This is a genomic window from Sediminibacterium salmoneum NBRC 103935 (genome assembly GCF_000511175.1).
GTDB classification, from domain to species: domain Bacteria; phylum Bacteroidota; class Bacteroidia; order Chitinophagales; family Chitinophagaceae; genus Sediminibacterium; species Sediminibacterium salmoneum.
This window is the reverse complement of record NZ_KI866530.1, coordinates 4,895-26,645: the sequence shown is the minus strand read 5'-3', so window position 1 is coordinate 26,645 and position 21,751 is coordinate 4,895. Positions and strand designations below refer to the sequence as shown.

19 protein-coding genes and 1 pseudogene are annotated in these 21,751 nt (G+C 35.4%); 5 read left to right on the top strand and 15 right to left on the bottom strand.

Annotated features, from left to right (window positions below; all coding sequences use genetic code 11):
- Positions 1-173: 173 nt before the first annotated feature.
- From P767_RS0100160 to P767_RS15075, 3 genes are read right to left on the bottom strand one after another with little or no spacing between them, the layout of a single operon-like run.
- Positions 174-1,652 carry an amidohydrolase family protein gene (locus P767_RS0100160; RefSeq protein WP_026762920.1) on the bottom strand — a complete coding sequence of 493 codons (1,479 nt, stop codon included), beginning with the start codon at positions 1,650-1,652 and terminating at the stop codon, positions 174-176.
- A gap of 36 nt (positions 1,653-1,688) precedes the next feature.
- Positions 1,689-2,231, bottom strand: a complete 543-nt coding sequence (locus tag P767_RS15080) for a hypothetical protein (protein ID WP_051416923.1) — start codon at positions 2,229-2,231, stop codon at positions 1,689-1,691.
- A 12-nt stretch (positions 2,232-2,243) separates the two neighbouring features.
- The gene (locus P767_RS15075; RefSeq protein WP_051416921.1) at positions 2,244-3,359 is read right to left on the bottom strand and encodes a type 1 glutamine amidotransferase domain-containing protein; all 1,116 of its coding nucleotides are present in this window, start codon (positions 3,357-3,359) and stop codon (positions 2,244-2,246) included.
- 111 nt (positions 3,360-3,470) lie between these two features.
- Here P767_RS15075 and P767_RS0100145 point away from each other — a divergent pair.
- Positions 3,471-4,474: pseudogene (locus P767_RS0100145) on the top strand (IS30 family transposase).
- A 268-nt stretch (positions 4,475-4,742) separates the two neighbouring features.
- Here the strand turns inward: P767_RS0100145 and P767_RS0100135 are convergent.
- The 8 genes from P767_RS0100135 to P767_RS17365 all read right to left on the bottom strand — a co-directional run bounded on the left by P767_RS0100135 (position 4,743) and on the right by P767_RS17365 (position 11,324).
- The gene (locus P767_RS0100135) at positions 4,743-4,976 is read right to left on the bottom strand and encodes a hypothetical protein (protein WP_026762918.1); all 234 of its coding nucleotides are present in this window, start codon (positions 4,974-4,976) and stop codon (positions 4,743-4,745) included.
- Between the two features lie 73 nt (positions 4,977-5,049).
- Positions 5,050-5,544 carry a Crp/Fnr family transcriptional regulator gene (locus tag P767_RS19095; protein WP_407636321.1) on the bottom strand — a complete coding sequence of 165 codons (495 nt, stop codon included), beginning with the start codon at positions 5,542-5,544 and terminating at the stop codon, positions 5,050-5,052.
- A gap of 87 nt (positions 5,545-5,631) precedes the next feature.
- Positions 5,632-6,057 (bottom strand): DUF6326 family protein, encoded by a 426-nt coding sequence (locus P767_RS0100125; RefSeq protein ID WP_026762916.1) that lies wholly within the window; start codon positions 6,055-6,057, stop codon positions 5,632-5,634.
- A gap of 24 nt (positions 6,058-6,081) precedes the next feature.
- On the bottom strand, positions 6,082-6,705 hold the full coding sequence (locus P767_RS0100120) for a hypothetical protein (protein ID WP_026762915.1): 624 nt from the start codon (positions 6,703-6,705) through the stop codon (positions 6,082-6,084).
- A gap of 427 nt (positions 6,706-7,132) precedes the next feature.
- Positions 7,133-7,789 (bottom strand): hypothetical protein, encoded by a 657-nt coding sequence (locus tag P767_RS0100110; protein ID WP_026762913.1) that lies wholly within the window; start codon positions 7,787-7,789, stop codon positions 7,133-7,135.
- Between the two features lie 9 nt (positions 7,790-7,798).
- Positions 7,799-8,719: an NAD(P)-dependent alcohol dehydrogenase gene (locus P767_RS0100105; protein ID WP_026762912.1), complete on the bottom strand. Its 921-nt coding sequence runs from the start codon at positions 8,717-8,719 to the stop codon at positions 7,799-7,801.
- A 124-nt stretch (positions 8,720-8,843) separates the two neighbouring features.
- Positions 8,844-9,734, bottom strand: a complete 891-nt coding sequence (locus tag P767_RS0100100) for an alpha/beta hydrolase (RefSeq protein ID WP_026762911.1) — start codon at positions 9,732-9,734, stop codon at positions 8,844-8,846.
- A 186-nt stretch (positions 9,735-9,920) separates the two neighbouring features.
- Positions 9,921-11,324, bottom strand: a complete 1,404-nt coding sequence (locus P767_RS17365) for a WG repeat-containing protein (RefSeq protein ID WP_026762910.1) — start codon at positions 11,322-11,324, stop codon at positions 9,921-9,923.
- Positions 11,325-11,597: 273 nt separating this feature from the next.
- Between P767_RS17365 and P767_RS17360 the strand changes: the two genes are divergently transcribed.
- The 4 genes from P767_RS17360 (at position 11,598) to P767_RS0100070 (ending at position 17,525) form a co-directional block, all read left to right on the top strand.
- On the top strand, positions 11,598-12,731 hold the full coding sequence (locus P767_RS17360; protein WP_051416918.1) for an FISUMP domain-containing protein: 1,134 nt from the start codon (positions 11,598-11,600) through the stop codon (positions 12,729-12,731).
- Positions 12,732-12,768: 37 nt separating this feature from the next.
- Positions 12,769-14,997, top strand: coding sequence for a M12 family metallopeptidase (locus tag P767_RS17355; protein WP_051416916.1), 2,229 nt, complete (start codon positions 12,769-12,771; stop codon positions 14,995-14,997).
- 209 nt (positions 14,998-15,206) lie between these two features.
- Complete coding sequence (locus P767_RS0100075) at positions 15,207-16,826, top strand: histidine kinase dimerization/phosphoacceptor domain -containing protein (RefSeq protein WP_026762908.1); 1,620 nt, start codon at positions 15,207-15,209, stop codon at positions 16,824-16,826.
- 18 nt (positions 16,827-16,844) lie between these two features.
- Positions 16,845-17,525, top strand: coding sequence for a LytR/AlgR family response regulator transcription factor (locus P767_RS0100070; RefSeq protein WP_037351441.1), 681 nt, complete (start codon positions 16,845-16,847; stop codon positions 17,523-17,525).
- A 12-nt stretch (positions 17,526-17,537) separates the two neighbouring features.
- On the opposite strand, the gene P767_RS17350 is transcribed toward P767_RS0100070, so the two are convergent.
- From P767_RS17350 to P767_RS18545, 4 genes are all read right to left on the bottom strand, one after another.
- Entirely contained in the window at positions 17,538-18,053 is a 516-nt protein-coding gene (locus P767_RS17350; protein ID WP_051416913.1) for a hypothetical protein, read from the bottom strand.
- A 35-nt stretch (positions 18,054-18,088) separates the two neighbouring features.
- Positions 18,089-19,945 carry an MORN repeat-containing protein gene (locus tag P767_RS0100060; protein WP_026762906.1) on the bottom strand — a complete coding sequence of 619 codons (1,857 nt, stop codon included), beginning with the start codon at positions 19,943-19,945 and terminating at the stop codon, positions 18,089-18,091.
- 228 nt (positions 19,946-20,173) lie between these two features.
- Positions 20,174-20,419: a WG repeat-containing protein gene (locus P767_RS0100055; protein ID WP_026762905.1), complete on the bottom strand. Its 246-nt coding sequence runs from the start codon at positions 20,417-20,419 to the stop codon at positions 20,174-20,176.
- 1,009 nt (positions 20,420-21,428) lie between these two features.
- Positions 21,429-21,751, bottom strand: a 323-nt coding sequence (locus P767_RS18545) for a hypothetical protein (RefSeq protein WP_216593177.1), incomplete at its 5' end; no start/stop codon positions are given.

Here is a 21,751-nt window from a genome sequence, read left to right as displayed (position 1 = left end):
CCAATTTTATATCAAACTCAATTTTAGGCTGCATTATTTCAACTGCTTTTTGAGCAGATAATACATTAATTACAACAAAAAATTGAATCAACGTAAATACAATATATTTGATATACATACTACGAAATTAGAAATCGCATTGTTGAACCAAATTAACTTATGTTAATTAACATCTAATCAGCCCATTGAACTCGAATCAATGGGCTATTAAATAGACTAAAAAACAACTTAACATTGATATGAAAACTGGATGACGCATTTGTAGTAAAAGCTTTGAGCTCCTCCAATTTTTTAGCATCATAATAAAGACCGTTAAATAATACACCAAAAACATTTTTTGTATTTTCTATATTATCTAAGGGATTCTTCGTCAAAATGATCATATCAGCTATTTTACCACTATTAATTGAACCATAAAGGCTATCATTACCGATAAACTTAGCAGGATTGATTGTTGCAGCCTGCAGGGCGCTCAAAGAACTCATTCCACAACTCCTCAGATCTTGTAATTCCTTATGTAAACTAAACCCTGGAAAAATATAGGAATCTGAAACATCTGTTCCTGACATAATTCTAACTCCAATTGAATCAGCAATTTTAATATGCTTTTTAGCAGTATTGTAAAATATAGTACTCAAACCCTTTCCATCTTTTGACAAATTCCGCTTCCGATTAGCATTAACATCAGGCGCCCACCACAATGCACGCTGAATCCAGGTAATATATCTTAAATTTGGATTGTTGGTAAAGGCAGGTATATGAGCACTTGCTTCAAACTTGAGTGTTTGTAAAGTAGGTACCCAATAAGTATTATTTGTATTCATAAGCTGCAAAAGACTAACAATAGTATCCTGAGATGATTCATTCAAAAAAAGTCGCCCATGCTCAAAACTCTTTTGGCCGAGAACAATAGCTTTTTTTAAACTTACTTCAGCAGGCTTATGACCTGCAATATGCATTCCATACTTCGGGGCTTTACTTAGGAGTTTCTCATAGGATTTAGCTGGTATACGATTGTAGACCTTAATAAAGTCTACTTTAGCTTGACTGTAAAATTGTAATAAGGAATCTACATCTTCAATTTGCTGAAGCTTGAAAAAGCTCGGATAACCATCAGGAACCGAAAATCTCCCATCAATCTGATAACTACTTTGTAATACATATCGTGGAGAGATTCGTTTATTCTCAAGAATCTCTGAATTCCAACCTAAACGTTCCTGACTACCAACCCAATAAGAGTCATCCCTTCCAAGCTGACCGGACATATCTCTAATCCCAGTTACTCCATTGGCAATATATAAGGGATGATGTAACCACTCAGAAAATTGATTAGAATGCGTATGCATGTCCCATAAACCGGGAATTAAAAACTTATTACTTCCATTAACAACTAAAGCATTTAAGGGTATTTTTAAATTTCCGCTTGTATCAATCTTACTAATCGTATTGCCCCTAATCAGTATATCTCTCTTATTCAAAGTTTTTCCAGATACTACATCAACTATATTAATAGATTTAATAAAAACGTATCGATATTTAACAGGAAGGGCCAGTTTCGGCATTGGCCAAAACAATGCGCAAGAAAGTACTAAAGCAATTGAAAATACAAAAGCACAAGCCATTAAAATAAACCTAGTAATATTTTTTTTCATCTTGATTTATAAGCATGCTAATTTTCAATCTAGCTGTCAGGTTGTTATAATTCGATAAATAATAATAAAAAGAAAAATTAAAATTCCCAGAAATGACCAAACTTTCAATTTTGAAAAAGACGTTGACTGATCAATATAAATACCAGGATTTGAAAGAAATATGAACTTCAACTTATTCCAATCCCATAGCAATAAACATATGTTAGCAAAAAGCATAGATGAAGTCAATATCCAAAAGAAAGATGCACCAAAAGAAGTTGTAAGAATGAAAATACTTAAAATAATAGGAAAATAAACAATAGCGCCGAGGGTACTAAAAATCTGAGACATCAATAAGAATCCTGCTATTAATTGTCCCCAGCCAATAAAATTCCAATAAAAACCAGAACGATAAATTGCTTCTAAAAGGTGTGATATACTATTAATAGGTGCAGTTTCTCCTGATTCCGGTTCAAATCGAATTCCCTTAATTTTTAAAATACTTGCCCATACAAATGCTGTACCCAATGCATATCGAATAAATATCACAAATAACTGAAATATTATTCTTGATTTTATCTTCGCCAAAATATTTTCCATTAGATAAATAATTTATAAATCTTTCATTAATAGTATTGCTCTCTCAAAACCAGGATCTTTTTGGATTATCTGTTGTAGCAAAGTTCTTGCCATTGCTTTGTTATTTAATTGCTTATATCCTTTTGCCATCTCGAACAAAAGAACTTTATTATATGTTAGACCACTGACCAATCCTGATAAAAAGAGGCCTTCTTTAATTTCATCAGCATTTCCCTTAGCATTCATGAGTTTAAAAATCCCGTATCCACCAATGATTTGTGTATCGAATAAAGCCGCATTTGTAGTTAATTCTTTTTTTGCCCAAACAGTATCACCACTCAAAGCTTTTTTTACAAGATAAATACTTCGTTCATCCGGGAATATATCTCTTTTCACTGGTTGAATACCTAATAAACTTACAACTTCTTCTGCCAGCAATGAAGTAGAAAAAGGATTCTGTCCCGTAACAATCCTTCTATCAACAGTTACTTGCGGGAGCATGGGTTCACTGCTTTCATATTCTACCCCTCTTAGTTTCAGTTTATCTTCAAGTAAAAAAGGAAATTCAGATTTCCACTTTTGACCAAAGTTAACTTCTTCCTCATTTGAAAATCCAGTCATTCTCTTCCCTGCCACCAAGAATGTTGAATCATTAAGCTTTACATTAACTAAAGCAGCAGGCCCATGACAAACAGCAGCAACAATACTATTTTGCTTCTTATACACCTCACTAAGTAGTTCAAGAAGAGATGGATCAAACGGTAAATCAAACATCGCTCCCTTACCCCCAACAATATATACTGCATCATAATCTTCTGGTTTAAGCTGAACTGTGGCTTTTGTATTTTTTAACAAAGACATTGCTTTCGTATCTTCTAAGACTAATTTATTATAAGGTTTAGCCGTATTAAATTTATCTGGTTCAACATTACCTCCTTTAGGACTAGCAACATCAATATCTAACCCATTGTCTTTAAAAATTATATATGCTTTAGAAAATTCCTCAAACTCGTATCCTGGTCTTTGAACACCTTCCTCTTTTCCATAACTACTTACTATAATCAGTACTTTCTTTTTCTCTGGACTAAAAGAACTAAACAAAAAGAAACCGGAAAAAAACATTTGCAAAACAATAATCTGGAAGTTCATATAGAATTAAATAGCTGAGTTCAACAGATAAGTGCAATTTTTAAACAAAAGGCAAAAAAGCTTTTGAGGGCTTTTTGCCTTTTGACCAAGTAGTGCGACCTTTTGGTTACTATGACAAAAAATTACACTCAACTTAGTTTGATACAAAGATATCAGATTGAATCGTTCATTACTTCTGGAATGAAACAAAATTGGATAGCGGAGCAACTTGGGGTAAATCCATCTACCATAAGTAGAGAGATCCGCAGGAATACTGCCCAACGCGGAAGGACAGCAGGAACGTATTTGGCGGCCAATGCACAACGCAGAACAGAACAAAGACATCAGCATAAACCCAAGCTGGTGAAGTTTGATTTGTCTATGAAAAAACAAGCTGTTCAATGGTTGTCTGTTGAAAAGTGGAGCCCTGAGTTGATTAGTGTTAAAGGCAAAGAGACAGGCAAATGTCCTTTGAGTATTGAATGGCTTTACCAATGGATTTGGCAATCGAAGCATGGTAATAAGGCGGCAGATAAACCCTACAAAAGAATATATCTGCACCTGAAACACGGTAGACGAAGAAGAAAGCGGGGCAATCAAAAAGATAGCCGTGGTATTATTCCTAACCGAGTGCCTATAGATAAGCGACCTAAAATCGTCAGCAAAAGAATTAGGCCAGGTGATATTGAAGTTGATTTTATGATGGGTAAGAACCATAAAGGTGCATTATTGGTTATGACAGATAGAGCTACTTTACATACTAGTCTTCACAAGCTTCGTAACAGGCGCAGTGAAACAGTGAGTAAAGTCATTATTAAAAAACTTGAGCAAGCAGCTTATCCAATGCATACAGTAACTTTTGATAATGATCTAGGATTTGCTAATCATACAGAAGTTGCAGAAGCGTTGAATGTTGACACCTATTTTACCAGACCTTATACCAGTCAAGATAAAGGAACGGTAGAAAATAGAATCGGACAGATCAGAAGGTTTTTCCCTAAAAAGCTGACCTTAGTATGGTATCAAATTATCAAATAAAACGTGTTGAACAATTATTGAATGATAGACCAGTTAGAAAATTTAATTACTTAACCCCTAATCAAGTGCTGCAACAAAAAATTGCACTTATTACTTGAACTTAGAATATTTATAAGTTTCAAGTAAAAATATTAAGCTTGAAAACATGAAATATGAACTTATGTTAAGAAAAGAAGTCAAAATACTGTAAGTCAATCTTTATAAAATACCAGGTAAAATCCAATGATTAGTTTCCAACTTACAATTCCAAAAGTGAAAGCAGCAAATCCTATAAGGCTCGTAAAATTAAAGTTCCACAAAATGGCAAAACCAATAACTGAAAAGATAAGCAGGCCATAATAACCAATCCAAATTGGCATTTTCTTATTACAAATAATAAGTAATGACCAAATCATAAAGCACATCTGACAAACCCCAAAATCCAAATGCAATAAAAGGCAAACAAAAAATAGCCATCCCATGTGAAAAATTAAATGCCGATTTCATATGAGCAATATCGCCTAAACTTCCACCAACAGGATGTATAAGCATTGTTAGTGTTGCCAATAATGACCCAAAAAACAAACATATTCCAGAAAGATTTTTAAAACTCAGCTCCATAAAGAATGAATTGTGAGCAAATGTCATAAGAACAGTTGGCATGATTGCTTGATATAAATCAATTTTTTCCTACTTATCGTACATTTCGTATTCTGCTTAAAGTTTCAGGAGATATCTTCAAATAAGAAGCTATCATTTTTAAAGGAAAAGATTGAAACAACTGTGGCTTTGATGAAAATAAATGATTATACCTTTCAAGCGCTGTAATCTTAGATTCAATAAAATCATTATTAAATTTAATAGCCAATAAACTACCTAATTGAAAAAAGGAAGGAGATTGTAATATCAATTCATGTAAACTAGCAACACTAATTTCCAAAATCACCAAATCTGAATATGCTTTAATAATTGTTTGTGATGGCTTTTTGGTTACAAAGCTCAAATAATCAAAGCACCAATCACCTTCTAAATATAATTCATGGATAACTTCATCAACATCTTTACATGAAAACTGATAAGAAAATCCAGAAACAACATAAAATAAACTATTACAGAATTCACCATACTTAAGAAGTATATCGTTCTTAGAAAAATGCTTTACAGAACATTTAGACTCAAATAATGAAATGTCATCACTTGAAAAATTACCGATTGATTCTAAAATTTTTTTTTCGATTTCATTTAAAGATATTTCTATAAACTTCTATAAATACTACTATTTAATAAAGCTTTCTCGAACTGGCCACTTCCAGGCACAACCAATAATTACAAAAAGAATAAAAACTTCAATGAATGCAGCAAACACCATATGAATCCAAACCATTCCTGACAAATTAAATAAAGTGAAAGGAATATAAAAGGTAGCAACTATTAAATTTACAATACGATTTAGCCTGGCAGGTAGTGCAACCGAAAAATAAATCATAAGAATAGGCAATGATAATAATAAAAGAGCAGAGACTATGAAAGTCTGATTAATGTCAAAAATATAGGCTTTACCTGCTAACAAATCCTTCACCATGCCTGGCATATATAAATGAAAATAATCAACATAGATATATAAAAACATGAAACTTGCCCAAAGAGCAGCAAGTTTCAGTTTAACATTTACCTTAGTATCAATAAAAGAAGTTGCGGACATTCCGAATTATTTTAAATTAACAATTTAGAAATTAAAACCAAAATGCAATCCTGGCTCAGGAGTATATTTTGCCCACTTATCGTCTTTTTGTTTAAAACCATCAGGCATTTTACTATGATAAGGACGACCAGCAATTCCAATAGACGGTTCAATAAAGAATTTATTGTTAAAGAACTTAAAGTGATAACCAATTCGATTGGTATTAAATATATGGAAACCATTATCCACTTTAACACCATTTTCATTTACGAAAGATTGAATCATTGGCATTACATGCACAGAAGCATAAAGACCTTTCCAGATAAATCTCTGGTAAACCAAACCAATCCCAAATTCGCGAATATAGCCAGGAAACTTCTCCTCTGTTTTTCCATATGACTTATTAAAAATGGGATTAATGCCTAGAGGCCATGCATACTTCCAAGTAATAAATTCTAATGAAACTACATCCTTACTTGTTATTCGATAACCAAAATTTAGCTGACCAAAATTAGGTGGATTAACTTGATCGAAATTACCCAAAAGAAACATTGTACTACCAAGAAACCACTTTTTGTGAACTGAATCCCGCATATCATTTTGCGCATTCAGATGTACACAAAATGAAAACATAAAGAATAAACCAATTAAAACTTTTTTCGTTTGCATATCTTATTTTTATTTTAGATACTGCAAATTTGAATAGTTGATATGAGCCTTTAATTCACTTAAGTGAAGAAATAAAACTTATATATTAGCGACATTACACTTTCAGTTTTGTAACTAAACATATTTTTAATCCAAGATTTGGGTTGTGTTAGTCTATCCAATATCAGAAAAAGTGCAAATCCCTCATCCTGAGACCACCAATTTCTTCCTCGTCTTACACCAACTATTGCTTTTGTCCTACTTATATTACCTCCTTGGGGATGCACTAACCATAAAAACATCGAGTATTGACCCAGCCCTTCCATTGTTAGAAATAATTCATCAATCTCAGCTAGTTGCTCAAATTCACCCTTGAAATAGTTTTCATGTCTTTGCTTAAATAAACTTAACCCCTTATGCAATAAGGTATTGTTTAATTGATTATTCTCTATAGATTGGAATAAAACACTATTCTCTTCGAAATATAATTTTGAATAAATTGAATCCTTGGAAAAATCTGCTGAATAATATCATCACTAAAATCAAAATTAAATTTATTGGCTTTGTCAAAATAAGTTATACGTTTCCCAAAATTCTGCATTTGCTGAGAATGAGTAAACTCATGTATAAAAATACTTGTAATCAAATTATCTAGACCTAAATCGTTGCTTGACACCCCAGCCTGTTGCCAAAAATCAGGCAAAGGCATTACAAAATATGATTTATCCTGATTAGGTATTTCAGCTGCAAAAGAGAGTAAGCTTATAGATATTATAGAATTATCTGGCAAAGTGATTGAATCATTATGCAATTTCCTTTTCCAATCGAAAGTCAAATTCAGAAAATTATTCCCATCGATTATTTCCCCCCATTTTATAGTAACATCTGAAGTTGAGTAAACATAATATTTATCAAAGAATATAAGTTCCACCGGTCTAATACTATCGATATTGTAAACTTCCTTACTTAGCAATTCCCATGCAGAAAACCACTTTTGTGTAGCTTTTAAAAATAAATTATAACTATTCTTCTCTTTATTATCAATTTGTCCATAAACTGAAGGATAAAAAAGCAACAAGATGAAAAATGAAATAACTTTTTTCATAAATGCTAATTAATGACAAATTACAACATTACCCCGCTTATGCCCTTGCTCTACGTATTCATGTGCTTCAACCATCTGAACAAAAGAATAGGTTCTATCAATTACTATTTTTAACTTTTGCTCGTCAATCATATTCAATAGTTCATTTAAATAACTAAGTCTCTCACTAACAAGTGAATTAACAGAACACGCTTTCCCCTTAGCGTGTAAAATTAAAGGAGTAAGCTGATGTGGCAATTTTCCAACAGCATCAAAAACCAAATCGAACTTTTCTCTACAAAGAATATCATGATTAACCGTATAGTCAATTACTTCATCTGCTCCCAATGACTTTACCAGAGATAAATTCCGCGTACTACAAACGGCAGTTACATGTGCACCATAATATTTCGCAATCTGAATAGCATAAGTACCAACACTACCTGATGCACCATAAATCAGCACCTTATGCTCTTTTTCAACTTTAGCCTTATTCAGTATACAAAAAGCTGTCATCCCACCAACTGGCAATGCAGCAGCTTCCTCCATAGTCAACCCCTCTGGAATTCTTGCAATTACATTTTGACGTCCCTTTTCGGGCACACATATATATTCTGCATACGTTCCATTATATAAGCCAGTAGTTGTTCCAAAGACTTTATCCCCTTTTTTAAAAGTATGCACACCAGTTCCAACAGATTCAACAACTCCAGCATACTCAATACCTAACATATTGACTCTAGGCTTAGAAATGCCGAAATATAATCTTAACATGAAAGAAATTAACCTAGAATTCGGATACTCGCCTTTTCTTAACCATATTACCCCAGCAGAAACTGTTGAAGCTTTTACTCTAATAAGCAATTCATTCTTTTTTGGAACAGGCTTTGAAACGTCCTCATATTCCAAAACATCTGGAGCACCATATTTTTTATACAAGAAAGCTTTCATTTATCATCAAATCTGGTTAAGATAATAATCCAGACCAACGCAGTCTGAATATTGACACTTCAAATTTGATAAAGCGTATATTAAATCTGCTTAACCTTTGTTAAGAAATTCAACCCAATCATTATTAATCAAGATTAATCTCTCGAATAATTTCACTCAGGGCTTTTTTAGACTCTGGCATAATGGGTAAAAAAGGCCATATATGCGGCATGCCATGTCCAATAAAAATCTTGTGTTCAACCTGTGCAAAAACAAGCTTGTTGGCAACTAATATCTGATCTGGAAATGTGATATCATGCTCGGCTAAAAACATAATAGTTTTGGGGAAATATCTAAATGATCCATTTACCGGAGAAATAATACTATTCTCCAATTTAGTGTGGCCTGCAGACATTTTTTTGGCACTTTTAACACCTTTCAAAGACAACATAATATCTTTTGATTCAAAAACTGGTATAGAAGGATTTGAAAATGTAGCATCACAAACCGGTGAAATCAGTATAATTTTCTTAGGAATTGGCATATTTTTAAATAATAATCTTTGAACAAGTGCCATAACCAAGGTTCCACCAACAGAATCACCTATCAAAGTAATATTCTCGGATTTATATTCTTTAAGGGCTTTTTCATATACCAAATCTATATTTCGGGAAATTTCATCAATCTTATATTCAGGAGATTTTGGATAATCACAAAGCCATATTGCATGTCTTGTTAAGCTGGATAACTTTTTAACAACATCCCAATGAAGCTTAGTTGGTCCGGATACAAAGGCCCCTCCGTGAATCAATACCACCAGCCTCCTTGCTTTCTCGTCTTTTTTACATTCAGTTATACGGGTATTGGCTACGGATATTACTTTTACCGATTTTGAACTAAAAAACTTGCTTTTGGGATGATGAATATCCGATTCCCTAATTCTGACAAAATCAATTGGATCACAATCAAAGCTTTCCTTGATTCCTTTGATAAGTATAATTACTTTAAGTAAATAATATTGCAAACTATTCTCCATACCGCTTTATAAAAAAGCGAAAAAAAATAATAAATCTGCGCAAGTACTTAACTTAAGGTAACTTATTACGCAGATTGTATTTTTTTAATGTAGACTCTTCTTCTTTTTCAATTACCAGTCACTGTAGATATACTTTTGCATTCTCTCTTTATCGTGGATTGACCGTGACAAGAAGAATACACTATTTTACTTCACCTCCTTCCCTGTTTTATCAATATAGAAAATTCTCTTATCCTTATACACTTTGGCCTTCCCATTCATAAACATCCACCCATCCGACATATTTGTATCAAAAACAAAAGGATACAAATGTGGAATAACCAGTTTTCCTGTCTTGTCGATAAACCCATAAAAAGCATCCCAGGTTTTACCAAGCGGTCTTGCCGCGGCCAGTCCCTCTGAAAAGGGAAGCGCATCTCCGTATATAAAAGCTGTAATCTCTTTTCCGCTTTCATTAATATATCCCCATTTCTCCGTCCCATCTTCCATTATACATACCGCAGCCATTCCTTCTGAAAAATCCTTTACTTTATGATATTTAGGGCTTACTATTTCTTCTCCTTTTGGGTCTTTAAATCCATATTTCCCATTTGTGCCTTTAAAGGATGTTAGGTTTTTACTCACCTTCTCTGCTTTTTCATCCTCTTCAATGATTCGCAAAGCTTCCTTTGCTTCTTTATACCCTTTATCAGCGGCTTTTTGAAACTGCAATTTACCTTTGGCATAATCCTTTTCTATTTCATAATAAATTGCTCCAAGAGAAAACGAACTGGCTAAATGCCCCTTTTGCTCTGCTGTCAGAAAAAACACTTTTGCTTTTTCATAATTCCCTGCTCTAAAGAAAGCGCTACCGTCAATGAATTCAGCATTACCGTTGCTCATTTGATTAACCATATCTTTATAAACCTGGTCTTTCGGATTTGCTTGTAATGCTTTTTGATACCAACTGAGGGCCGTAGTAAAGCTTTTTTCTACACCAGAACCTTCTAAATACAAAAGTCCAACACTTTCCATGCCGTTCGCATTCCCTTTTTCAGCTGATTTTATAAACCAATGCATTGCTTCTGCATATTTCTGAGCTTTATAAGCACTATATCCTTTATTAAATTCGTCTAAGCCACTGACAGTTACATTCACACTATTCTGCCAATTTCCCTTTACCCCTTTTCCTGGTGGTGGTACGTTTGAAGGATAGGCAGGTCCATTCATGGTATTGGCATATAAAGTCGTGTGCCTAGCCATTGCTTTGACAAGGGTTTGCTCATCTTTTGACAGGTATTTGTTCATAAACATTGTCATATCATCCTGGTTATTGACTCTCATTAAAAACTTATATGCAGCCAAAAAATCGTAATCCATTAACTGACGGAAGTACGGAACTGTTTCCAGTACAGCTTTTTCCTTACTGACTTCTGCTATACGACTGTCAAAGAACTTAGCAAGTGCTTTTCCTCTTTCATCAGATTTTGCTTTGCTTTCAGCCTGAGTTTCCAGTGTTTTTATAGCTGCCTGATAATTCTGTAATGCCTGTTGCGTCTGTGCAAATATTCCTGCCAGTAAAAAGCATAGGGTAATGGTGGCTTGTTTCATAAATCACAAATTCAAATACGTTTACAATTAGCGGAATTTTAGCCATATTAACAATACGGAATTTGTAGTATTAACTAATTTGGGGGATTGGAACTGTAGAGAGTTGGGATTGGGGAAAGCTTGGAATCTATCTGCAAATATTACTCCGCTTAGTTCTAAGATTCTCAAAAAAAAATTTCTATCCCTAAAAACACCATTCTATCCCAGAAATTTTAAGTTTAAAAACTACACGGGTTTCTTTGTCCCTTTTAAAGGTAGAAAACTGAAATCTGTATGAAAAAAATCAAAATCTTTTACTTAACCCTGGTATTTACGGCTGCGGGTATTACATCGTCGTATGCGCAATCTACTGTTAAGGATATTGACGGGAATGTTTACAATACCGTGAAAATTGGCAATCAACGATGGCTAAAGGAGAATCTGAAAGTAACTAAGCTGAATGACGGAACGCCCATTTCTAACTCGAAGGAGACACAAAAATTAGTGTACCCTGATTTTATAGATATAGAGGAACCACGAGGGTGGATCTACAAAGAGGATCCTAAAAACAATGAGAAATATGGTAAACTATACAACTGGTATGCGGTAAAAACCGGAAAGCTTTGTCCCAAAGGCTGGCGGATCCCCACGATAGAAGAGTGGCAAGACCTTCAGCAATTTCTGGGTTGGAAAAATGCAAGCAAAATGATGCGAACATCCGACTGGAAAAACGTTAAAACCATTGGTACCAACCAAAGCGGATTCAGCGCTTTACCCGCAGGATTAGCACAAAGCGGAGGAAATTATTATTCTCTAGGCGAACAAGCTTATTTCTGGTCAAGTTCACCGGGCTTAACAACGGAGAATTACCCCAAAGAGAGTGGCGCTGCTATCTATCTTTTTACAGACAATGAAGACGCCTGTCCTAAGTCGGGAAGCATTATGGCTGTAAACCGATTTCAACGCAGCGGACTTTCCTGTCGGTGTATAGAAGATGAACCCACCACTGCCAGCTGCGAAGCCAAGGAGGCTGTTATGAAATACACCGCCAGTATGATAGGCGGAGATCGTTTGTCAGCAAATGAAAAGTTACTATCAGTGAATGGTCGCTTTCAGTTGCGGGTTACAACCGATGGCAATTTTGTTATAGAAGAAATTCTGAATAACAACGATTGTGAGTTCGAGGAAATCTATCGTTTCCCATTAACCAATGGTGGTTCCAAGCCTAAAGAAAGCTTTTTCTCTTTTAATCCGGATGGAAATATTTGTATGGACAGCAAACAAGGCAAAACCTATTGTGCTACCACAGGCAGGGATACTAAAGCCGCAGCTATACTTTCTAAAGACCTGAAGTTATTAGAATTGACCAATGATGGACAACTGAGACTTGTAAACGGAAATGGAAAGCCAATATGGTCTGCTAATTAATCATTGTAAAAAACGAATACTAAATAAACAATACAACATGAGTGTAAAACAATTATTCCTTGCAGTCTTAATCTGCATTATGAGTGCAACAAGCAATTCAGCGATGGCACAGCAGGGTACCAATACCCTTTCAGCCGGACAAAAACTAACAGAAGGCCAACGCCTTATTTCTGCCAATAAAATGTATTACTTAGCCATGCAAGCCGATGGCAACCTTAGTCTAAAAAAAACAAATGGGGATGGGTTAGTATGGTCTAGTATGGTCGACTTAGGTAGTAGACATTCTCTTACTTTACAGTCAGACGGGAACCTGGTAATTTATAACAAGGACAATAAGTCTGTTTGGAATAGCATGACACAAGCATTCTATGATGCTAAATTCGCAACAGCCGACAACAAACCGGTGCGAGCCGTATTAGAAGATAACGGAACACTTACCCTCTATTCTGCCACGAATAAGAAGGTATGGGAAAGCAACTATAAAGGAGAGCAACCAACAGTTCCACCCACAGAAGGATATGTTGGCGTAACTACCAAAAAGCAAATCAAAGTAAAACTTCCCAACGCTAAATCTTCCAAAGATGCTGTGGTGCAAATAACCAATACAGGGCAGGTGTTTTATGATGGAGACATCAACTTAGGAACGCTGGACAAAGTAACGCAACAAGCTGCTGACCCTTCTGTGAATGATGCCAGATGGCCCAATTCTACCATACCGTATGTGCTTCCAAGAAACCACCCTCGTTATGACGTAATTAAAAAGGGTATTGAAGAAATGAATAAGAAAACAAATATTTGTTTAGTACCTCGTACTACTCAAACAGACTATGTTGAATTTGTGAGTAAAGTTGGAAACTGGTCTAATATGGGGAGAGTAGGCGGTCGTCAGGAAATTTCGATTGAAAATACGGTAGTTGGTACGGTATGTCATGAGATCATGCATGCTTTGGGCTTCTACCACACACAAAGCCGTGAAGACCGAGACAACTATGTGAGCATTGATGTAAGAAATGTACAGAAAGGATTCGAGAGTAACTTTCAAAAAGAATCAGATAAAGCATCTAATCTTGGTTCCTATGATTATGGTTCTTGCATGCACTATCATTCTAAATCCTTTGCGATAGATATTAATAAAAATACCATAAGCCCTAAAAATACAAATGGAGCAGGAGATGCCATTATGGGACAACGCGATAGTTTGAGCCACAGGGATATCCTTAATATAAACGAGATCTATCCGCCGTGTCAAGCTGATAAAAAGCCTTATGTAACTAAGACAACAGCCACAACTCCTGCCCCTTCTGCAGCATCCGCAACATCCCTATGTGATGCCAATACTGCCATAAAAAAATATCAAACCTCAATGAAACCAGGTGATCGTTTGGCAGAAAAAGAAAAATTAGTATCTGCCAATGGTCGTTATCACTTTCGGGTGACCACAGATGGTAATTTTGTGATAGAAGAAATTTTAACCAGTGGTGCCTGCCCATTCCAAGAAATCTATCGTTTCCCAATAAACAATAGTGGCAACAAACCTAGCGTCAGCATTTTCTCTTACAATCCGGACGGAAATATCTGTATGGATAGCAAACAAGGAAAATCCTATTGTATAACCACAGGAAGAGATGCTGCTGCGGCTTTAATTCTTCTAAAAAGCGTAAGATTAGAAATGACCAACGACGGACGACTCGTACTTATAAACAAAGATGGACAGGAAATATGGACAACGCCCAATGCTCCAAAGAAAAACAATGTTACTCAACCTGCTACTCAAACACCAGCACCGACTCAAACACCAACTAACAACACAGCTTGCGGACTTACTATAAAATATAAGGGCCATATGACACCAGGCAACAGTTTATTGGAAAATGAAATTCTGGTGTCAGCCGATGGTCGCTATCAGCTTAGACATAAAGAGGAGCAATATGTGGTAGAAGAAGTGCTAAACCGCAATAATTGTCAGTTTAAAACAATTGAAGTGGTATCAACAGCCATTCCACGCAGAATATTAACAAGCGGCATGAAAGACATGGAAATAGTGTTTAAATACGAATCGAATGGTGATATTGTAATGAATTCTAAGAGGTCTCAGGGTGATTTTAGTCGTTGGAATGCAATTAAAGCCCCCAAAGGTGATATGAGATGGAATATAGTCAATAAAAGCACAAAACTTGAACTTACCAATAATGGAATCTTAAGACTTGTGAATGGTAGTGGGCAAGTGATATGGGAACCAAGCATAACAAAACAGCTCGAAAAATAACCGTTGAACATCTGTTTATGTATTATTCTATTAATACATAAACAGATTGTTTCTCTACATTTGCGATTGCATCAAAGAAAGTTTGAACTAATGGAATATAAAAATGTAAAAAACACCATTTTACTAGTGTTTTTTTTACCGTATACACACCCCTCTTTGCTCAACAAGTGTATCTTTTCCAGGGAAGGATTGTAACGGTAGATAGTTTAATGTATCATTACGAAACAGAAGATGCCATTAAAAAGATAGAGCGTTTGGCAGAACAGCCAGATAAAAACCTATCGCAGAAAGAACAAAGCCAATATAAATTGGGGTTAGCGTTACTGAAAGCAAAGATATATGACAGGAATTTTGAGCAAGGCAAAGCACTGGTCGTTTTACTGGATATACTTGAAAAATCAACTGCGGAAGAATTTCATAAAATTACAGCAGAAACCTTTTTGCTGATGGCCCAAGTAAAACGCAACGGAAACGATTTAAAAGAAGACGAAAAATTCCTGAACCTTGCACAAAAGGCAATAGAAGAACATAAGTTCGATGAGCTTTACAGTAATTACTACTATCAAAAAGCTAGCTCGCTTAGAATGAAAAGTGATTTTACAGGTGTAATTGAGAACGCCGGAAAAGCATTAAAATACGGAGAGAAATACCAGAATGCGGAAGACATTGCCAATGCCTGTACGATGCTGGGTGGTGGGTATGCCGGTAAAGGAGACAAGCAGCAAGCAATCAGGAATTTTAAGCGGGTAATTCCTCATTACCAAAAAACAAACAATTACACCTTTGTGGCAATGATGTACCGCAATATTGCACGTGAATATTTTAAGCAAAGTGAATTTAAGGATGCCCATACTTACATTGATTCTGCTTATTTGTATTATGATAAAATGAGCTATTTCTACAAGGAATTTTTGCCTTTAATGCGCTTGGATTTATACGCTGAAGAGAAAAAATGGGATTCCGCTTTTGCCTACATGAAAGATTTTCACAACCTGAGTTTTCAAAACTTACAAATCCGCGAAGCAAGTAAGATTAAGGATGTTACTGAAAAATATGACAATGACACAAAAGCCACTGAAATAAAAGAGAAAAACCGCCAAATGATTTGGATTGGTACTTTGTTAGCAGTAATTGCCATTGCATCCGTATTACTATTCCGTAAAAACAGGGAAATAAGCCGTAAAAACAAAGTAATCAACAAACAATTAGCCGAACTTTCTAAAACTTTAGACCAGAAACAAATGCTCTTATCTGAGTTGCAACACCGTGTAAAAAATAACTTGCAGCACGTCATCAGCATCTTGGAAATTCAAAAAGAAAGTGTTGACTTTAATAATATTGATGAGCTGATCAGAGAAAACCAAAACCGTATTCATTCAATGGCTTTGCTTCATAAAAAGCTGAATGTATCGGACAATGTAAACGATGTAGATGTAAAAAGATACGTAACCGAACTTTCTGAATTAGTGAAAGAATCATATGACAATCACAAAAAGAAAATAAATCTGTATGTAAAATGTGAGTTGCAAACAATGTCTATTGAAAAAGCATTGCCGATCGGTTTAATTATTACAGAATTAGTTAGTAATAGTATGAAACACGCTTTCAAAAAAAGAAGTGTCGGTATTATTAATATTGAACTTACCAAGAACGAAGAAACAGGCAATAAAGAACTCTACTACGCTGATAACGGAGAAGGGTTTGATTTTAATGCAAAAAATGAAAAAGGGCTAGGACAGGAAATTATCAAAGGACTGATAGATCAATTAAACGGAAAAATAGAACTGAAAAGCCATAATGGATTTGAATTGAGGATGTATTTTATTTAGGCCGGAAAAAGAAGAATCATGGAAAAAACAATACTGCTTGTAGAAGACAATTTTCTGAACCGGAGACTCTGTAAAAAAGCATTGGCAGAAAATGGCTATACGGTTTTGGAAGCTAAAAATGCAAAAGAAGCATTAGAAATCCTGAGAAAAGAACCGGTAACCTTAGTAATTCTCGACATCAATCTCGGTGAAAACGAGCAAAATGGAATTTTGCTTGGACAGCAAATCAAAGAAAAATATTCGATTCCATTTATTTATCTTACCGCTTACGAAAATACCGAAATGATTGGGCAGGCTGTTTCAACTTCGCCATATTCGTATATCACCAAACCTTTCAAAAACAGCGACCTAATTGCATCCGTAGAAATTGCCATCCGGCAATCGCAAAACGATAAAAAATACAAACCGGAAATTCTGGTAAAGGACGGCGAATTCAATATACTCCTTCCGGTGGATGAGATTAATTATATTGAATCAGACGGCAATTATCTGCTCTTCCATACCGATAATAAAATCTATAAAACCCGCTCTACCATCAAAAAGATACTGGAAGATCTTTCCGAAAACGCTTTTGTGCAAACGCACAGAGCGTATATAGTCAATAGAAATAAGATTGTTAAATTCAGCAGTAAAAACATAATGATCGGCGAAACAGCTATTCCTGTTTCGGATCATTTTTTAGAGAATATTAGAAGATAAATCTTATCTGTCCTATTTGTTTGCTACCAATTTCAATGTATCCCCGTCAAATTTGATACTGTTTTTATCCTTAAAGCTACCTTTCGAATAATCGGAATTGTATTGATAGTTGCTTTCTAGAAAAATATCATTGGTCAAAATATAACTATCTCCTTTTTTTAGAAAAGCAATTTCACATTCAGACTCATTTCCCTCTTGCATAGATGTATACATAGCAAATAGCGTATCTCCTTTTATTTGCACATCTGCAAGTACCCCTATCCTACTATCTTTCTGAAATGGTAAAATGTCTAATTTACCTGAAGTGGGATTTCCAGCAATTTCTAATATTAAGCGCGTTGTGTCTCTATTTTGTGCATATAGATAAACTTGCTTGTTACCAACTGCTATATTTTCATTAGTGACAGTTTCATTTGTTGGATTTTCATTTGCTGTATTTTCTGTTGTTGGACTTTCTGTTTTTGTTTGTTGATTACAAGAGAACAGTATGGTTGTTGCCAATGCAAGTGCTGTGATTGTTAGTTTCATTGTCTGCAAATTTATACAATTCCCTACTATTTTAATCAATGAAAACGAATTGCTGTAATACTACCTTCTAACAAACCGCCTTGTACAATTCCAATGCCGCTGAATTTATCAAGTGGCCTTCCGGAAGCTTGTATAATTTGGGTAAACAAAGGTTTGTCATTAACAAAAATCGTTATTGCATCACCAGCTTTTGTCAGGCGTAGTTTATTCGTTGAAATGCCTGATGCAGCGAACCCATTTACGGCAGATGAGTGCACCCATCCCCCATTCGCATTTGGACTTGTTAGCGATGTCCATTCCCTTTTGGCATCATTATACATACCTAAATAGTAGGTTTGAACATCTGGCTGAATCATGTACAAAAGTTTGGAATAGTTTGGTGCATTCCCTTCATCTATTTCTATTAATATACCGCCCTGCCCATTTTTGAACCCCTCCTTTTTTATTTCATAAACCAGTTCGTATTCATAGTTTTCTGGCTTGGCTTTATCCAGGTCGGTCCATCCCCAGAAATAGTTGCCTGTTTTGGTTTTAAACTTTAGTTGCCCATCCTGTAAGCTGCGTTGAATATTGATATCGGTTTCCGGCACACGCAATGCAGTCCAGTTTTCTTTTGCCGCAGTTTCCCAGTTAGAAATGGAAACATTTTCTCGTATTTTCTTTCCATCTTTCCAAAACCCTTGCTCTACCCTGCCGTCGGCGTAGGTCTTTTTACCCAAGCCAGAAGGATTGTTTTTTATCCATTCTCCATTGTATATATCGCCATTCGACCAACGCATTATTCCTTTCCCCTCTTTTTGATTATCCTTCCATTCACCTTCATATACGCTTCCATCGGGCCACCGGTAAGTTCCTGTTCCGTTTCTTTTGTTCATTAAGTATGACCCTTCATATACTTCTCCATTATAGAATTTCATGATACCCTTCCCTTGAATGGCATCATAAAAAAAATCACCGGTGTAACTACCCCCTTTATCAAATTCAATGGTGCCCTTGCCATGCATATTGTAATTTCTAAACTCGCCTTTGTATACACCGCCGAGCCCAGGAATGCGTCCTTTACCTTGGCCTGACCGCCGACGGCCTTCTATTTCTTTTTTACTTAGGTCTTTCCCGGCTATATCAGAAGCAATTGGCGGCTCATCGCCGGTAAAAACACCGTCACTCCAAAAGCCCTCCTGTACTTTGCCATCAGCATTCACTAAACGCCCGAAACCGTGGTAAAGGCCACGTTCAAATTGTCCCTCATAAACATCTCCGTTTCTTCTTTTAAACTTACCATATCCATGATAGGCATCTTTTCTCCACTCTCCGCTATACATTTCCCCATCAGGCCAATGCATTATACCATATTCCCACTTATATGATATTCCATAGTGTTGTGCAAAACTACCCACATATACGCCACCATCCGTATGCGTCATTTTTCCGCTAACCAATGTCATAAATAAGGGATCTGTATCATTAAGTCTTTTTCCATAATAAAAGCCTTCGAAAATTCTACCATCTCGAAAGGTAAGTTTTCGTACCGCCGATAGGCCAATATTCCGCGCACGAGCTTCTTCAGCTGCATTATCCGCCTTAATTTTAGCATCGATTTTATCCATTTCCATTTGTTGACGAATGGCCTTTTTTTCCTCTTCTGTTTCAACTACTTTATTGCCCTGATTGCGCCTCCTGATCAATTCAAAAAAATCATCCGTCGCCTTCTTATCAAGTGAGTAATTAAAATTGGTTTTAATCGATCCTGCCATGCCCTTGCTACCGGTGGTTTCCATATATTTCTTAAACTGCTGATCGCGCTGATACTGGTAATAATCCGCAGTGGTAGTACCTTGTCCGAAGGCAGCGGCAGCCAAAAAGAAAATTGACAAACAGAATATTAAACGCATTGTATACAATTTCTGGTAAAGTAACAAATTAATTGGCAGGAGGCAATACCGTGAATTACGTATTTTTTTTGGGAGGGATAGGATCTGAGAAGGAATAAGAAAGCCGAGGCCAGATGGGAAGATGACTCCTGTACCTCAGATGAAGTACAATTTTAAGGCGGATTTATTGTTATTCTATCTATAGTAGGAAATTGAAACTCTAACATTATTCAAGAAATTAGTTATTCTTTATTTTGCTAGCTGCCCTGTTTTGTCAATATAAAGTTCAGTTGCATATTGTTTGCTATACACTTTTGCTTTTCCATTTTTGAAATTTTCTGCAGAGTCATACTTCAGGGCAATAACCTCTTTTCCAGTTTTATCTACGAAGCCCCACTTCTCGTTAAGTTTTACAGCTTTGAAGGGAATTAGCTCTTGTCCGTGAACAAAGCCACCTATCATCAGGATAAAAATTGCAATTAATGTTGTCTTCATATACATTTATTTTTTTAAATTATCCTAGTCGTTTGGCTTTTCGGTTTCGCCCCGTTTTTGAAATGGTTGCTAGTCTCCATTATTTTTACTGTAAAGGAAATAATTTTACACTCAGTGGTCAATACTATTTTTGTCTTAAAATTTTAGTTAGATTCTTGAGTCTGCGAATGTATTGCCCATAACGGCCGAGGCTTTACGCAGGGTGGGGAAAAAGAATTCCGTCCGCCGGAACTGCTGCCTTGCTTTTTGATAAAGTTAAATATTAAGAACTAAAGCTGGGCTTTATTCGTCTAGCCCCGAACCGCAGTACAGCAGAATTACTGGTGCTGATTGTTTCAATGTCAAGCCCCACTATTGGCAATACCAATGTTATGGGCTGGTGTTCTTGGTTTCAGAATTCACTTTTTATCCATTTAAACCCATGCATATTTCCTAAATTAATTCTCATAATGTATTCATCTTCGTGAAGCAAATACTGTGTTTGCAGAAACCATCATCAACAGAGCACATAGAATAAAAGTTCTTCCTCTAACATTATCATATTTATACTTAATTGTACTCATTTCTATTGGTGATTGGCAATTCTTAAAATTGATGCCTATAGTTAAATTTACGCCACTCCAAAAAGAGAACAAGGGAATAAGCTAATATAGATTCGGCTTGGGGATGAAATTAATGCGGTCATGAGTTTCTTTGGGGTGGATAACTGGGGTACTTTTGTTAGGTGGATTGGGGCTGTGGAGGAAGCGTTCTTATTGTTGGTTGGAATTGATGAAGGTGAAGGTGGAAATTCCTAGAAGAGTTGTTGCTTTTAAGCAGACACATTATTGGGAGAACTTCAAAAAATGATTAAACCCTACGAACTGACTGCTTGATTATTGGTCCTCTTACTCGTTTACTAAAATTGTACAAAACTGATGTTTGCGAAATCAATCATCATATTAAGAACAGTAGATTCCTAATAAGGCTGAGTCAAACTTTGACTCAGCCGTACTAATAGGATAAATTGCTAAAACCAATTTTTTATTAAAACAAAATCAAAAAAATATTTCCCGTAATCTTTTTTAATATAAAAAATGTCATACAATGCTATTAAACTATAAATCAGAAACAAAATTAAATAAGGAATATTTAATTTTCCTGTGAAATCACCCACATTTCTCCATTCATAAAAAATTGCAATAGAAATAAATACCTGAAATCGGTTCATTACTGATTTGTTCCTTAATATAGATAAGAAATACAAACTAATTACAGTAATCAACATAAATACGTTTAAAAGTCTTGCATCAATTATTGTTTCAAATAATAGTGGAAACAAATGGAGGAATT

Excerpts from the sequence above, each read along its gene's own strand:
- P767_RS0100160 (WP_026762920.1), bottom strand. The coding sequence starts at position 1,652 with ATGAAAAAAAATATTACTAGGTTTATTTTAATGGCTTGTGCTTTTGTA.
- P767_RS15080 (WP_051416923.1), bottom strand. The coding sequence starts at position 2,231 with ATGGAAAATATTTTGGCGAAGATAAAATCAAGAATAATATTTCAGTTA.
- P767_RS15075 (WP_051416921.1), bottom strand. The coding sequence starts at position 3,359 with ATGAACTTCCAGATTATTGTTTTGCAAATGTTTTTTTCCGGTTTCTTT.
- P767_RS0100135 (WP_026762918.1), bottom strand. The coding sequence starts at position 4,976 with ATGGAGCTGAGTTTTAAAAATCTTTCTGGAATATGTTTGTTTTTTGGG.
- P767_RS0100125 (WP_026762916.1), bottom strand. The coding sequence starts at position 6,057 with ATGTCCGCAACTTCTTTTATTGATACTAAGGTAAATGTTAAACTGAAA.
- P767_RS0100120 (WP_026762915.1), bottom strand. The coding sequence starts at position 6,705 with ATGCAAACGAAAAAAGTTTTAATTGGTTTATTCTTTATGTTTTCATTT.
- P767_RS0100110 (WP_026762913.1), bottom strand. The coding sequence starts at position 7,789 with ATGAAAAAAGTTATTTCATTTTTCATCTTGTTGCTTTTTTATCCTTCA.
- P767_RS0100105 (WP_026762912.1), bottom strand. The coding sequence starts at position 8,719 with ATGAAAGCTTTCTTGTATAAAAAATATGGTGCTCCAGATGTTTTGGAA.
- P767_RS0100100 (WP_026762911.1), bottom strand. The coding sequence starts at position 9,734 with ATGGAGAATAGTTTGCAATATTATTTACTTAAAGTAATTATACTTATC.
- P767_RS17365 (WP_026762910.1), bottom strand. The coding sequence starts at position 11,324 with ATGAAACAAGCCACCATTACCCTATGCTTTTTACTGGCAGGAATATTT.
- P767_RS17360 (WP_051416918.1), top strand. The coding sequence starts at position 11,598 with ATGAAAAAAATCAAAATCTTTTACTTAACCCTGGTATTTACGGCTGCG.
- P767_RS17355 (WP_051416916.1), top strand. The coding sequence starts at position 12,769 with ATGAGTGTAAAACAATTATTCCTTGCAGTCTTAATCTGCATTATGAGT.
- P767_RS0100075 (WP_026762908.1), top strand. The coding sequence starts at position 15,207 with ATGTATCATTACGAAACAGAAGATGCCATTAAAAAGATAGAGCGTTTG.
- P767_RS0100070 (WP_037351441.1), top strand. The coding sequence starts at position 16,845 with ATGGAAAAAACAATACTGCTTGTAGAAGACAATTTTCTGAACCGGAGA.
- P767_RS17350 (WP_051416913.1), bottom strand. The coding sequence starts at position 18,053 with ATGAAACTAACAATCACAGCACTTGCATTGGCAACAACCATACTGTTC.
- P767_RS0100060 (WP_026762906.1), bottom strand. The coding sequence starts at position 19,945 with ATGCGTTTAATATTCTGTTTGTCAATTTTCTTTTTGGCTGCCGCTGCC.
- P767_RS0100055 (WP_026762905.1), bottom strand. The coding sequence starts at position 20,419 with ATGAAGACAACATTAATTGCAATTTTTATCCTGATGATAGGTGGCTTT.